Below are 13,826 nucleotides of genomic sequence, written 5' to 3'. Positions count from 1 at the left end.
AAAATAAGTCTTGTCTATTATGCGAAAAAACATTCATTCACGCTAGTTTTTTGCTTGCCGTTTTCTTTGACTTTATCCACTATATTAAGCCAATCCAAATAAAATCAGTACGAGTGTCATGAGAGGCAAACTAATCAAGAAACTGATAGAAGACACAAAGCCGACTGCCTCTTCCTCCATACCTGCCAATACAGAATTGATCACACCGAATAAAGGAATTGGAGCAAATACCAGTAAACACAACACGGGCTTCAAAAAAGCGGGAAGAGGTAAAAAGAAAAAGCAGAGAAATAATAGCAAACCGATTCCATAACGCAAACTCAAAATCTTTCCTACCGTTGCAGCAGCATGTTTCGGTAAACGAAAATCTAAAAACAAACCAATCATGAACATCGATAGAAAGGTATTGGCATTACCGATAGGTTGGACTAGCTGGATCACCCCTTGCGGTAATGAGAGCCCAAAGCTGCGGATCAGCAACATGAATAAATAGCAAGTAAAGGTTGGCGATCGTAATAAATTAAGAATGATTTTTCCTGGCTCAAAAACTGTCCGTTTCCCGATTAGATACTCAATCAAAATGGTGGTGCCTCCTGCCAACATAATACTGTTACCCATATCAAACAATGAAATCAAGGGGATTCCTAATGGATAAAAACTTTGTGCAAAAGGAATCGCGAAATTTCCGATATTGAACCCGGAGCCACAATACATCGAAAACTGACGTAACACATCATTCTCTTTTTTGGTTAGGAAAAAGGCAGTCATAATCTGCACGAACGTGATGATTACCGCAATTAAAATTAATGCCAGTGCGTCCATTTGGATCTGCATATCGGCAAGATTAAGAATGATTGCTGCTGGCAGAGTGACATTGAGGATCATCCGAGACAGAATAGATCCATCCGCTTTTGATAGGACCTTTAGCTGTTTAAGAAAATACCCCAAAAAGATCATTGCAAAGAGACCAGCGGCATTCAAAAATAATTGTCCCATAAACGATCTGTTTCCTCCTCTATTGATTTGAAAAAAAGCGAACCCACTCAGCGGTTCGCTTTTTACTCATTTCACTCTCTAGCAACTAGCTAAAATGTCAACAAGAAATATTTTTTCTTCCCACGGCGAATAACAACATATTTGCCGCCGATACGGTCTTCTTCGTTGATCACGTAATTTAATTCTTGTTGGCGTTCGCCATTCACATAGATTGCCCCGTTTTGGATATCTTCCCGGGCTTGTCGTTTCGATGCTTCGATTTTCGAAGTAGTCAACAATTCTACAATGTTTAACTCATCATCATTCGAGACTTGATAGGTTGGGACCCCTTTGAATCCTTGTGCAATTTCGTCAGCAGACAGTCCTTTGATATCCCCATTGAACAAGCTTTCAGAAATATGAACAGCTTGCTCATATGCTTTTGCACCATGAACTAATGTGGTCACTTCTTTGGCCAACGCTTTTTGGGCAACTCGTGTTTCTGGTGCAGCTAAGAATTCTTTTTCAATTGCTGCAATTTCTTCAAGTGATAAGAAAGTGAAGTATTTCAAGAATTTCACAGCGTCACGGTCATCCGTATTGATCCAAAACTGATAAAATTCGTAAGGTGTTGTTTTGTCGGCATCTAGCCAAACTGCATTCCCCTCAGTTTTACCAAACTTGGTACCATCTGCCTTAGTAATCAAAGGCATCGTCAAACCAAACCCTTGGACTTCTCGTTCGCGACGTAGCAGTTCAATTCCTGACGTGATATTTCCCCACTGGTCACTGCCTCCAAGTTGCAATAGACAGCCATGTTCATCATAAAGATTTAGGAAGTCATAGGCTTGCAGCAATTGGTAAGCAAATTCGGTATAAGAAATTCCCGTTTCAATGCGGCGTTTTACGCTTTCTTTGCTCATCATGTAGTTGATGGTAAAGTTCTTCCCTACATCACGTAGGAAATCGATCAATTTTAATTCGCCTAACCAGTCATAATTATTGGCTAAAATTGCTGGATTCGTTTGATCCTCAAAGTCAATAAAACGAGACAATTGATTTTTGATACTTTGAGACCATTCCTTGACGGTATCTAATGTATTTAATTGCCGTTCTTGGTCCTTGAAAGATGGATCCCCAATCATCCCTGTTCCTCCGCCTACTAATGCAATAGGAACATGTCCTCGTTGTTGGAAACGGCGCAGCATCAAGATCGGTAAAAGATGGCCAATGTGCAAACTATCAGCGGTTGGATCAAACCCAATATATAGTTTCACAGACTCTTCGTTTAATTGTTTGATCAATGCACTTTCGTCAGTAGTCTGATGAACCAGACCACGACTTTTTAATTCTTCAAAAAAGTCTGAACTCATTTTTTTTCCTCCTAAATCATTACTCACTGTTCATATTAACTGAAAATCCGCCTAAAGAAAAGCCTTAATCCCATTTTGGATCAATCCCGTATTTGTTATAATTTGATTGTGATAACGAGCAAAACTATCCAAGTGCGTTGATTTTTGCTATAATACAACGGAATCTATTCTAATATCATTGAGGTGACCATTTTTGCCCCAAAATAAGAAAAAACAACCAAAATCTCCAAGTACGAAAAAGAGCTGGTTTTATTTCAATATCAGCTTGCGCGTGCTCCATTCGCTCTTTTTAGTCGCAATTTCCTTTTTGATTCTGGGCGGTTCACTCGCACTAGGTATCGGTGTTGGCTATTTTGCATTTTTAGTAGAAGATACCGCTGCCCCGTCAAAAGAAGAACTGCAGCAAGAATTAACCGACATCACAGAGACTTCACAGCTAGCTTATGCGGATGGTAGTAAAATCGCCACGATTCGATCAGATCTGATGCGTACATCGGTTTCTTCAGATAAAATTTCTGATTATCTCAAAAAAGCGATCATTGCAACAGAAGACGAATATTTCAATCAGCATAATGGCGTCGTTCCTAAAGCGGTCGTCCGTGCCCTCCTCTCTGAAGCAACTGGCTTTGGTGGTGGCGGTGGATCGACATTAACTCAGCAATTAGTCAAACAGCAAATTCTCTCAAGCGAAACTACTTTTAAACGCAAAGCCAATGAGATTCTCTTGGCGATGGAAGTCGAAAAGTTTTTCTCTAAAGATGAGATAGTCACAATGTACTTAAATATTTCACCATTTGGTAGAAATAATAAAGGGCAAAATATTGCCGGCGTGCAAGAAGCGGCCCAAGGAATATTTGGCGTCAATGCTGCCGATCTTACACTTCCCCAAGCTGCTTTTATTGCTGGATTGCCACAAAGCCCGATCGTCTATAGTCCGTACACGAATACTGGTGAAATCAAAGAAAATCTCAGTGCCGGTTTAGATCGAAAAGACTTCGTCCTCTTTAGTATGTATCGTAATCATGACATCTCAAAAAAAGAATACGACGAAGCAATGGCTTATGATTTGAAACAAGACTTCAAAAAACAAGAAGCCATTGAGCAGACCGATCAGAGTTTCCTCTATTATACGGTTCTCAATGAAGCCAAAGATATCATCGCTAAACAATTGGCGGACGAAGATAAAGTTAGCGCAGAAGAATACAGTAAAGAAGAAACCTATCAGAAATATTTAGAATTAGCACAACAAAAATTAGTCAATGGTGGTTACACAGTTACCTCTACCATTGATAAAAACATCTATAATGCCATGCAAGACGCTGTGTCCAAATATGGCTATATGCTGGATAACTGGGGCGATGCGCCCATTGAAGTTGGGAATGTCATGATGGATAATGCAACAGGCCGTGTGCTTGGGTTCATTGGTGGTCGCGATTATCAGCAAAATCAATTCAATCATGCGTTCGATGCCCAAAGACAAGCTGGATCAAGTATTAAGCCAATGCTCGTTTACGGTCCTGCCATCGATGAAGGCTTGATGGGTTCTGAATCAATGGTCTCTGATTACGCAGCTAAATGGCGCACTGGTGAAAATGCGGATGAACCAATCGTTAACGCGACAAATAAGGGAACCAATACCTTTATGTCGATTCGAGAATCATTAGAAGTCTCTAGTAATATCGCTGCGACAAACATTTTTCAAGACATTTGGGAGCAAGAAGGTGACCCATTCTTCTCTTATAAGAATTATTTGAGCAAGATGAACTATCCTGAAGACAATAGTTGGGCTTATGAGTCTGCTCCTTTAGGAGTCACCAACGTAACTGTTTTAACTCAGACCAATGGATTCCAAACGTTAGCAAACAAAGGCGTTTACCAGGAAGGTTATGTGATCGAATCGATCAAGAACAATGAAGGCGAAGTCTTGTATCAGCATGAACAAAAACCAGTTCAAGTCTTCTCTGAAGCAACAGCATCAATCATGAATGACATGATGCGCAGTGTAATTGACGAACAAAAGACGTCTAACTTTAAATCCGTTGTTAGTGGTCTGGATTGGAACCTTGGAAATGCCGATTGGGTCGGTAAAACAGGTTCGACAAACAATTGGTCCGATTCTTGGCTCGTGGTCTCAACTCCTTCCATTACCATCAGTAGCTGGTCTGGTCGTGATGACAACAAAGCCACCGATAGTAGTGCCGGAACACGTACCGCTCAATACATGGCTTATTTGATCAATCGCATTTATCAATCCGACCAGAAGGTCTTTGGAGTGGATAAAAAATTCGAGTTATCCGATGATGTCAAAAAGATCAAAGTGTCTAAGGCTACAGGAACACTTCCAGGCGGCACGGTCACAGTAGATAACACAAGAAGAACCAATCCAAGCGACACAGTTACTTCGTATTGGACAAAAGGCGGTCCCAAAGAAGCATCCTTTGAATTTGGGATTGGCGGATCGAATGCCAATTATGCAGATTATTGGAAGAAAATCGCCCCTAGCCGAACAACAACATCTACTTCTACCAATACAGCCACGAACAATGGCTCTAGAAGTACCAATAAAGAAGAAAACGCCACGAACAATAACAATAATCAAAAAGAAGCAGAAAAAACGGAAGAAAAGAAAAACGAGCAGAAAGAGGATGACTGATTACGTCATCACAGTCATTTGCCAAAATCTGTTTTACCTGAAGAACGGGAAGCACATCGTTGCTCCTGTTCTTTTTTATATCTATATGTAAATAAAAAAACCGCTCCTAAGAACGGTTTCTTCTTTTTTCTCACTTATTTCGTTGAACTCTTTTCAGAGATACCATATGGTAAAACAATTGTTTTTTGTTCTACTTCTTCTTTGTTCATCATTTTCGTTAGTAAACGCATCGCTACAGCACCCATGTCATATAAAGGCTGTGTCACGCTAGATAAACGTGGACGGGCAGCTTCTGCCAATAAAGAATTGTTGGCTGTAATGATTTCAAATTCTTCAGGTACTTTGACACCTCGGTCAATCAAACCGTCTAGAACACCGATAGCAAGTTCATCGTCTGTTACATATGCCGCTGTCGCTCCACTGTTCATGATTCGTTCAACTAATGCCAAGCCTTCTTTAAAGCTATAAGGCGCTTCAAAAATCAAGCCTTCTGAATAGTCTAAGTTGTTTTCTTTTAACGCTTCTTTATACCCTTTCAACCGGTTTTGACCGTTGATTGGATCAATCAATGCACCGCTGACAAAAGCGATCTTTTGATTGTTTTTGGCTAGTAAACTTACTGCATCTTTCGTAGCTGCTGTATAATCAATGTTCACGCTCCCCACTTGTTCATCGGGATCGATTGAGCCAGCAAGTACCACTGGTGTTTTTGAACGCGAAAATTCGCCACGGATTTCATCAGTGATCCGATGACCCATGAAAATCACACCGTCTACTTGTTTTGCCAAAAGATTGTTCAGTACGTTTACTTCCTTCATACTATCGCCATCGGAATTCGCCAAGATAATGTTGTATTTGTACATCGTTGCTACGTCATCGATCCCACGAGCCAATGAAGAAAAGAACATATTGCTGACATCGGGAATGATTACACCGACTGTAGTTGTTTTTTTGCTAGCCAATCCTCGTGCAACAGCAGTTGGACGATAATCTAAGCGGTCAATGACTTCCAGAACCTTCTTACGTGTCGCTGGCTTAACATTTGGATTGCCGTTCACGACACGAGAAACCGTCGCCATCGAAACATTTGCCTCACGAGCAACATCATAAATCGTAATTGTTTGTTTTTCCATGATATATCTCCCTTTATTCTGTTTTCAGAAAATCTTATTTACATTTCTTTGATAGAATAGCAAACTTTTTGCGAATATGCAACCGTTTTAATTCCGCTTTCATGAAAACTTAGTCAATTTTACATATTTACGGACAAGCATTCTCCAGTAAAGCGTGCTAAAATGGAGAAAGAATACTTGAAAGAAGGTTTTTTCATGAATAAAGAAAAAATACAAGAAATGACAACGTGGTTAGCCAGCAATCAAGCTGAGGTCGCTTATATCTCAAATCCTTCAACGATTGCCTATTTTTCAGGTTTCAAGAGTGAACCTCATGAACGCGTATTAGCACTCTTTCTTTCACCTGATAAAGACCCTTTCCTATTTACACCAGCTTTAGAAGTTGAAGAAGCTAAAAATAGTGGCTGGCCCTACGATGTGATTGGTTATTTAGATAGTGAAGATCCTTGGAAAAAAATCTGTTCAGAGCTAGAATCTCGTTATCACCTCAAACGATTAGCACTAGAAAAGAATGATTTGACTGTTGAACGTTTCGAAGCATTGAATGGTTTCCTTCCAGGAACTGATTTTTCACTTGATATCACTCCTGTGATCCAGAAAATGCAATTAACCAAAACAGCAGCGGAAATCGACACATTGCTTGAAGCAGGTAATTGGGCAGACGTCGCTTTTGAGATTGGTTTTTCTGCTGTCAAAGAAGGTATTTCTGAAATGGAGATCGTTGCAGAGATTGAATATCAACTCAAAAAACGCGGCGTTTCCCACATGTCCTTTGATACGACGGTCTTAGCAGGTGCCAATGCTGCAAGCCCTCATGGGGTTCCAGGTAAACAACAAATCAAACCAAATGAACTAGTTCTCTTCGACCTAGGTGTGATCTGGAATGGCTATTGCAGCGACGCAACGCGTACCATTGCCTATCACGAGCCGACTGAATTGCAACGAAATATCTATGATATCGTCCTTGAAGCGGAACTGACTGCCCAAGCAGCTGTTAGACCAGGCATTACTGCGGGTCAACTGGACGAAATTGCTCGTGGTGTCATCGAAAGTCATGGATACGGTGAATACTTCAATCATCGATTGGGTCACGGGATCGGCACAACGGTTCATGAATTTCCATCATTGATTACCGGGAATGATTTGGTGATTGAAGAAGGCATGTGTTTCTCCATCGAACCTGGGATTTACATTCCTGAACAAGTCGGTGTTCGTATCGAAGATTGTATCTATGTTACTGAAACTGGTTGTGTGCCGTTTACAAAAACTGCAAAAGAGCTACTAGTATTGAATTAAAAAAGGAGATGGATTATGACGCAAAATGTATTGGTTTTAGGTGGGACACGCTTTTTTGGCAAACATCTCGTCAATGAACTGCTTACACAGGGTGCGAACGTAACGATTGCTACTCGTGGAAAAACACCAGACTCATTTGGTCCAAAGGTAACTCGATTGATTTTTGACAGAGAAGATGAAGACAGTATCCGATCTGTTTTGACAAAAGAAACTTATGATGTGATTTACGATAATATCGCCTATACCTCCAATGATATTGATATTTTGATGCGTCATGTCACTACCGAACGCTATATTGTCACAAGCTCTATGTCTGTTTATCCAACTTTCCATGACAATCTGGTCGAAAAAGATTTTGATCCAACAGCACATGCTTATCGTCTTGTGACCTCAGAACAAGTGAACTATGCAGAAGGAAAACGCAGTGTCGAGGAGATTTTAAGCCAAAAATACTCACAAAATTCGGCATTTGTCCGCTTTCCTTATGTGGTGGGAATTGATGACTATACCAAACGGTTGTCTTTCTATATTCAATCCGTTTGTCAAAAAAAAGCCATGTTTATTGACAATCTTTCCCATCAAATGAGTTTTATCGATTCTAAAGAAGCAGGAAAATTTTTAGCATTTTTAGGAACCAGTTCCTTTACAGGCCCCGTCAACGCTGCTGCTAAAGGTACCCTCTCACTGGCAGAAATTTTAGCTTATGTCTCAAAAGAAACTGGCATTGACCCACTTTTATCACCTACCGGAGAAGCCGGAAAATACAATGGCACGCCTGAATATTCGATAAATGTAGCACTAGCTGAAGCAAATGGCTTTCAATTCTCCCAACTATCTGATTGGATCTACTCACTATGTGATCAAGAGATCAAAAACGCTTAACTATGTGCGCCTTCGCTAAAAAAAACACATCCAAACTAGAAATAAATGCGTCTGTGATCTGTTTGATCGCAGGAACCGTGTTGTCACGGCTCGGCATTTTATCTTCGTTTGGATGTTTTTTTGCTACCGATTAAAAGCAGCTCCTTTAACTTTCAAAAGAGAAAGATTATGCTTCTGGATTATTTTTTTCCATTTTATCTTTTAATTCTTCTTTGACTTCTTCAAAATCTTCTTTCGCATCTTTGGCTTCTGATTTTGTTGTTGCTTTTACATCAGCCGCTTTTTTATTTGCTTCATGTTTCAATTCGTTTGCTGCTGATTTTGTTTCTTTTGCAGCATCATCTACGATTGGTTTGGCCTCTTCTGCCCCTTCTTTTACCGTTTCCTTCATGTCTGCAGCGGAAGATTTTGCATCAATAAAAATGTCTTCTGCTGTTTCTTGGACGTCTTCATGAAGATCACTAGCAGAATTTTTGACTTCGTCAGCAGATTTTTTGAAGCGCTCAGATAAATCTCCTGCCTGTTTTTTTAATTCTTCAACTGTATCGCTAGAAGAACTAGCTGCATTATCTTTTAAGTCATCTACTTTTGCAGTCAATGAATCAGTAAAACCTGAAGCTTGTTCGCCAAGTTTAGCTGCTTTATCTTTAGCGATCTCCACTAAATCGGTACTTTTATCTTTAGCCATATCACCATAATCAGAAGCTTTATCCAATAAATCATCGGCTTGTTTGGCTAGTTTGTTTCGCAAGTTTTTACCTGACTCGGGTGCTAATAACAGGGCTGCTACCGCTGCTGCTGTCCCACCAATTACTGCACCTAATAGAAATCCACCTTTTTTACTCATTGAAATTCCTCCTCTTATTGTTGTTTGTTACGGTCTTTGAAAAATTTCATTGCTGTTTGACCTACTTTACCAGCAACAGTTGCTTTAGCCGTTGTTCGACCTAAACTGCCAACTCGCGAGACCAAGTTCTTTCCTGAACTATTCAATTCAGAGACGCTGGTACTTAAATCTGCTACTGCAGTAAAGAGCGGATCAATGGTCGCAACTTTGCCATTTACATCCTGCAGCAATTCATTGGTCTTAACCAACAATCCCTCCACTTCTTTTGAAAGGATATCTACGTCTTGGGTGATGACTCGAATCGTGGTATTGGCTTCTTCCACTGTTTTATCCACTTTGGTCATCGTTTTGCTTACTTGCATCAATAATCGTACAACAAAAACGACAAGTACGACGAATGCAATCGCAGCGATCAATGCTGCAATCTCTCCTCCTGTCATAAAATGTCTCCTTCCCCTTTTACTTATATTAAGAATAGCATTTCAAACGGCGTTCTACAAATAAAAGACTAGCGAATTTTGTTTTTTTTACTAAAATCTATCCGCTTTCATACAAAACCAAAAAAATGCCGAACAACTTTGATTGATCGTCAGTTGTTCGGCAAGCGTTCTTCTTACTTGTTCTCTTTTGTTGGTTTTGGCTGGGTTGCTGTTTTTTCAGTTGGTGTTAATTCTTTACTCAATTCAATCAAGTATTCTTTTAGACTGTCTTTGACTTCTGGGTGTTTCAAGCCATATTCAATGCTTGTCTTCAAGAAACCAAATTTATCACCAACATCATACCGTTTACCAGTAAATTGGCGAGCAAATACGCGTTGTGTTTTATTCAACGTATCAATAGCATCAGTCAACTGAATCTCATTGCCGGCACCTGGTTTTTGATTAGCTAAGATATCAAAAATTTCTGGGGTCAACAAATAGCGGCCAATAATTGCCAAATCACTAGGCGCTTTGTCTGGAGCAGGTTTCTCCACAAAGTTCTTCACGTTGTATAATCCTTTATCAACTTGCATGCCAGGATCAATAATCCCATATTTTGATGTGTCTTCATGCGGAACATCCATCACAGCAATCGTTGAAGCATGCGTTGTTTCGTAATCATCGATCAATTGCTTCGTTAATGGGACTTCATCTTCCATCAAGTCGTCGCCAAGCATTACCACGAAGGGCTCATTTCCTACAAAGGCTCTTGCTTGTAGGACAGCATGCCCTAACCCTTTAGGATGTGATTGACGAATGAAGTGAAGATTAACATCTGTGGTTTCTTCGACCAATTTCAATAATTCAGTTTTGCCTTTTTCTTGCAGATTCATTTCTAGTTCTAAGTTTGCATCGAAATGGTCTTCAATTGGGCGTTTTGCTTTTCCGGTAACGATCAAAATATCTTCGATCCCTGATTGTAAAGCTTCTTCAACAATAAATTGGATCGTTGGTTTATCAACGATCGGCAACATTTCCTTAGCCATTGCTTTTGTTGCCGGTAAAAAACGGGTTCCTAATCCTGCTGCTGGAATAACTGCTTTTTTTACATTCATTTGTCTCTCTCCTTATCGTTACTTTTCAAGCGTAAACTCGTTCTCTTCTTTGCCATCTCTCAGCATGATTTCTTTGGCTGCTTGTTCGATTGCTTTTCCTTCATAAAGAACAGAATAAATGGTTTCGGTGATCGGCATTTCAACACCTAAAGCTGCTGCCAGTTCTCGCGCTGCTTTTGTCGTCGATACACCTTCAACGATCATTCCCATGTTTTCTAATACTTCATCCAAACTGTGTCCTTTACCAAGTAAGTTTCCCGCACGCCAATTTCGTGAATGAACACTCGTACAAGTCACAATCAAATCACCAACACCACTCAAACCGATAAAGGTCAATGGATTGGCTCCCATAGCTACTCCTAGTCGGCTGATTTCAGCTAACCCGCGGGTCATGATCGCCGCTTTTGCGTCGTCTCCAAAGCCTAAACCAGCAATTGCTCCCGCACCGATTGCGATGATATTTTTTAATGCTGCACCAGTCTCAACCCCGATTACATCATTGTTCGTATAAATACGGAAATAGTCATTCATGAACAATTCCTGCACATATTTTGCTGATTCTTCATTTTCACTCGCTGCAGTAATGGTAGTAATATCATGGACAGCCACCTCTTCTGCATGAGAAGGCCCGGATAGCACAACAATATCTTGTCGTTTCTCTGTAGGAATCTCTTCTGCCAAAATTTCAGATATTCTCTTGTGACTTCCTTGCTCTAATCCTTTCGATGCATGGATGATCACGGGACGATTGGTTGCCTTTTCGGCAAACTCTTTAGCGACCGCCCGAATTGCTTTCGTCGGTACAACGAAAAGAATGGCATCTGCATCAATGATCGCTTCTTCAAGAGCCTTAACACCTAAAATATTTTCTGGTAGCTTCAAATCCGGCAGATAATGACGATTCGTATGGTACGTATTGATTTCATCGATTTGAGCTGGATTGTTGCCCCAAATTTTCACTTCATGACCATTCTCGGATAACACTTGCGCAAGCGCAGTCCCCCAAGAGCCAGGGCCTAATACGGCTATTTTTTGTTTCACGATGGAAACCTCCTCTGTTCATTTACAATAAAACTTCACTCAATCATTTTACCATAGTTGCCGAAAAATAACTGCTAGATTACATATTCATTTTCTCCATAGGAACGGTTGTAATCTTTTACTTTTGTTTTTTTACGGCGCCAGATCAAGACGATGATTGCACCAAAGAATAACACAGCTGATAAGACTTGCGATACTCGGATCGGTCCAAACAAGTACAAACTATCCGTTCTCATTCCTTCAATGAAGAAGCGTCCAAAACCGTACCAGATCAGATACCCTAGGAAGACTTCGCCTTCTTTTAAAAGTCCCTTTTTCTTACGGAGTAAGATCAAAACAATAAAACCTAAAACATTCCAGACAGATTCGTATAAGAATGTTGGTTGTCGATAAGCTCCATCGATATTCATATTATCAATAATAAAATTAGGTAGATGGAGACTTTCTAGAAAGGAACGGCTGACTTCTGCGCCGTGAGCTTCATGATTCATGAAATTCCCCCAACGTCCAATTCCTTGTGCCAACAACACGCTAGGTGCTGCAATATCCAAAAAGGTCACTGGTGAAATAAAATTGCGTCGGCAAAAGAAATACAGCCATATTCCTCCAGCGATCAAAGCCCCATAGATTGCCAATCCCCCAGAACGAGTATTGAAAATTTGAATTGGATCTTTCAAATAAGGTTCTAAATCAAATAGGACGTAATACAGTCTGCCCCCGATAATTGAAACTGGCAAGCCAATCAACATAAAGTCCGTTACATCATCGGCCTTCAATCCCACACGGACTGCTTCTCTCGTACTCAACCACATCGCAATGATGACACCGGAGACAATAATGATCGCATACCAATAGATCGGCAGACCGAACAACTCAAAAGCAACACGATTTACTAAAGCTAACATATAAACTGTTCCTCTCTAATTTCCAGAATTTTCTTCGATCAACTGTGTCAATCGATTCTCAAACGTTTGTGTCGCATCATAACCCATTGTTTTTGCCCGGAAATTCATGGCTGCAACTTCAATAATGATGGCGACATTTCGTCCGGTTTTTACTGGAATCTTGATTTGCGGGATATCTACTTCACCAATCTGAACAGTTGTATCATCCGTACCTAAGCGATCATATTTTTTATCTTTAGCCCACGCTTCAAGGTAAACTGCCAACTGCACTTGCATATAGCCTCTGACTGCACTGGCACCAAATAAGTTCATGACGTCGATAATTCCGATTCCGCGAATTTCAATTAGATGTTGGAGGATTTTGGGCGGTTCTCCCACCAGTGTCAGTTCATCTTGCTTATAAACATCTACTCGATCATCAGCAATCAGCCGGTGTCCACGCTTGATCAACTCTAATGCCGTCTCGCTTTTCCCGATGCCACTATCTCCTTGAATCAAGACACCTAATCCATAAACATCTACCAAAACTCCATGTACGCTTGTTCGAGCTGCTAATCGTCCATCTAAATAGCTCGAAAGTTCACCTAGCAATCGTGAAGTTGAAATAGGCGAACGCAAAATTGCGATATTGTGCTCTGCACAAGCTTGGATCATTTCCTCTGGGATAGCCAATCCTCTGGAAACAATGAATCCAGGTGTATCTTCTGAACACATTTTACGCAAGACCATCAACCGCTCTTCCGGCATCATTCGTTCAGCAAAAGTAATTTCTTTACTTCCAAATAGTTGTAATCGATCATGGGAATAATAATTGAAATAGCCGGTCAATTCCAACCCCGGTCGCGAAATATCCCCGGTGATGATTGTCCGTTCCAAACTTGTTTCATCCCCTTGGACGATCTCTAAGTTCAAAGCCTCAGCCAACTCATTGACCTTGACGGTTTCTGTCATAATAGTCCCTCTCTTCATCTCCATTGATTCTTCAGCTGCTTCTTTTTCGCAAACTGTTCCTCTCTATTTTATCATTCTATCTTAAAACTTACTACACGTGTTATTGGAACTACCTATTTCTTTTTATTTTATGCTATTATTTTTAAAGAGGAGGGATTTAATTGAAATTTTCAGACTATACTTACGTACGACCAGATTTTGATTCTTACAAACACAATTATTTGGAAGCGTTACAC

The 13,826-nt window shown here is 40.4% G+C and carries 12 protein-coding genes; 3 read left to right on the top strand and 9 right to left on the bottom strand.

Annotation, left to right across the window (positions count from 1 at the left end; genetic code table 11):
* Positions 1-84 precede the first annotated feature (84 nt).
* Positions 85-996, bottom strand: coding sequence for an AEC family transporter (locus AB5Z52_RS07430; RefSeq protein WP_003126243.1), 912 nt, complete (start codon positions 994-996; stop codon positions 85-87).
* Between the two features lie 89 nt (positions 997-1,085).
* Positions 1,086-2,348 (bottom strand): tyrosine--tRNA ligase, encoded by a 1,263-nt coding sequence (tyrS, locus tag AB5Z52_RS07425; RefSeq protein WP_003126242.1) that lies wholly within the window; start codon positions 2,346-2,348, stop codon positions 1,086-1,088.
* A gap of 193 nt (positions 2,349-2,541) precedes the next feature.
* Here tyrS and AB5Z52_RS07420 point away from each other — a divergent pair, with 193 nt between their 5' ends.
* Complete coding sequence (locus AB5Z52_RS07420; protein WP_005471175.1) at positions 2,542-5,001, top strand: transglycosylase domain-containing protein; 2,460 nt, start codon at positions 2,542-2,544, stop codon at positions 4,999-5,001.
* Positions 5,002-5,135: 134 nt separating this feature from the next.
* On the opposite strand, the gene ccpA is transcribed toward AB5Z52_RS07420, so the two are convergent.
* On the bottom strand, positions 5,136-6,134 hold the full coding sequence (gene ccpA, locus AB5Z52_RS07415) for a catabolite control protein A (protein WP_368266864.1): 999 nt from the start codon (positions 6,132-6,134) through the stop codon (positions 5,136-5,138).
* A gap of 195 nt (positions 6,135-6,329) precedes the next feature.
* Between ccpA and AB5Z52_RS07410 the strand changes: the two genes are divergently transcribed.
* Together AB5Z52_RS07410 and AB5Z52_RS07405 are read left to right on the top strand one after the other, a co-directional pair.
* Complete coding sequence (locus tag AB5Z52_RS07410; protein ID WP_003126238.1) at positions 6,330-7,430, top strand: aminopeptidase P family protein; 1,101 nt, start codon at positions 6,330-6,332, stop codon at positions 7,428-7,430.
* Between the two features lie 15 nt (positions 7,431-7,445).
* A complete protein-coding gene (locus tag AB5Z52_RS07405; RefSeq protein WP_003126237.1) occupies positions 7,446-8,312 on the top strand; it encodes an NAD-dependent epimerase/dehydratase family protein in 867 nt (288 codons plus the stop codon).
* Between the two features lie 166 nt (positions 8,313-8,478).
* Here AB5Z52_RS07405 and AB5Z52_RS07400 read toward each other — a convergent pair whose 3' ends face one another.
* The 6 genes from AB5Z52_RS07400 to hprK all read right to left on the bottom strand — a co-directional run bounded on the left by AB5Z52_RS07400 (position 8,479) and on the right by hprK (position 13,590).
* Positions 8,479-9,159 carry a YtxH domain-containing protein gene (locus AB5Z52_RS07400; RefSeq protein WP_003126236.1) on the bottom strand — a complete coding sequence of 227 codons (681 nt, stop codon included), beginning with the start codon at positions 9,157-9,159 and terminating at the stop codon, positions 8,479-8,481.
* A 14-nt stretch (positions 9,160-9,173) separates the two neighbouring features.
* On the bottom strand, positions 9,174-9,599 hold the full coding sequence (locus AB5Z52_RS07395) for a DUF948 domain-containing protein (protein WP_003126235.1): 426 nt from the start codon (positions 9,597-9,599) through the stop codon (positions 9,174-9,176).
* Positions 9,600-9,772: 173 nt separating this feature from the next.
* Positions 9,773-10,693, bottom strand: a complete 921-nt coding sequence (galU, locus tag AB5Z52_RS07390; RefSeq protein ID WP_003126234.1) for a UTP--glucose-1-phosphate uridylyltransferase GalU — start codon at positions 10,691-10,693, stop codon at positions 9,773-9,775.
* Between the two features lie 18 nt (positions 10,694-10,711).
* Positions 10,712-11,734: an NAD(P)H-dependent glycerol-3-phosphate dehydrogenase gene (locus AB5Z52_RS07385; RefSeq protein ID WP_003126232.1), complete on the bottom strand. Its 1,023-nt coding sequence runs from the start codon at positions 11,732-11,734 to the stop codon at positions 10,712-10,714.
* A gap of 74 nt (positions 11,735-11,808) precedes the next feature.
* Positions 11,809-12,639 carry a prolipoprotein diacylglyceryl transferase gene (gene lgt, locus AB5Z52_RS07380; protein WP_003126231.1) on the bottom strand — a complete coding sequence of 277 codons (831 nt, stop codon included), beginning with the start codon at positions 12,637-12,639 and terminating at the stop codon, positions 11,809-11,811.
* A gap of 15 nt (positions 12,640-12,654) precedes the next feature.
* Complete coding sequence (gene hprK / locus AB5Z52_RS07375) at positions 12,655-13,590, bottom strand: HPr(Ser) kinase/phosphatase (protein ID WP_003126230.1); 936 nt, start codon at positions 13,588-13,590, stop codon at positions 12,655-12,657.
* Positions 13,591-13,826: the final 236 nt, after the last annotated feature.

The organism is Enterococcus sp. RTP21361st1_A6_RTP21361_211029 (genome assembly GCF_040910045.1).
Lineage (GTDB): Bacteria > Bacillota > Bacilli > Lactobacillales > Enterococcaceae > Enterococcus_D > Enterococcus_D gallinarum.
Note: the sequence above shows the minus strand (reverse complement) of the source record. Positions and strands in the feature narration are given on the sequence as shown.

Coding starts and splice junctions, on each gene's coding strand:
- hprK (WP_003126230.1), bottom strand. CDS start 13,590: ATGACAGAAACCGTCAAGGTCAATGAGTTGGCTGAGGCTTTGAACTTA.
- AB5Z52_RS07410 (WP_003126238.1), top strand. CDS start 6,330: ATGAATAAAGAAAAAATACAAGAAATGACAACGTGGTTAGCCAGCAAT.
- AB5Z52_RS07405 (WP_003126237.1), top strand. CDS start 7,446: ATGACGCAAAATGTATTGGTTTTAGGTGGGACACGCTTTTTTGGCAAA.
- tyrS (WP_003126242.1), bottom strand. CDS start 2,348: ATGAGTTCAGACTTTTTTGAAGAATTAAAAAGTCGTGGTCTGGTTCAT.
- AB5Z52_RS07400 (WP_003126236.1), bottom strand. CDS start 9,159: ATGAGTAAAAAAGGTGGATTTCTATTAGGTGCAGTAATTGGTGGGACA.
- AB5Z52_RS07430 (WP_003126243.1), bottom strand. CDS start 996: ATGGGACAATTATTTTTGAATGCCGCTGGTCTCTTTGCAATGATCTTT.
- galU (WP_003126234.1), bottom strand. CDS start 10,693: ATGAATGTAAAAAAAGCAGTTATTCCAGCAGCAGGATTAGGAACCCGT.
- AB5Z52_RS07395 (WP_003126235.1), bottom strand. CDS start 9,599: ATGACAGGAGGAGAGATTGCAGCATTGATCGCTGCGATTGCATTCGTC.
- lgt (WP_003126231.1), bottom strand. CDS start 12,639: ATGTTAGCTTTAGTAAATCGTGTTGCTTTTGAGTTGTTCGGTCTGCCG.
- ccpA (WP_368266864.1), bottom strand. CDS start 6,134: ATGGAAAAACAAACAATTACGATTTATGATGTTGCTCGTGAGGCAAAT.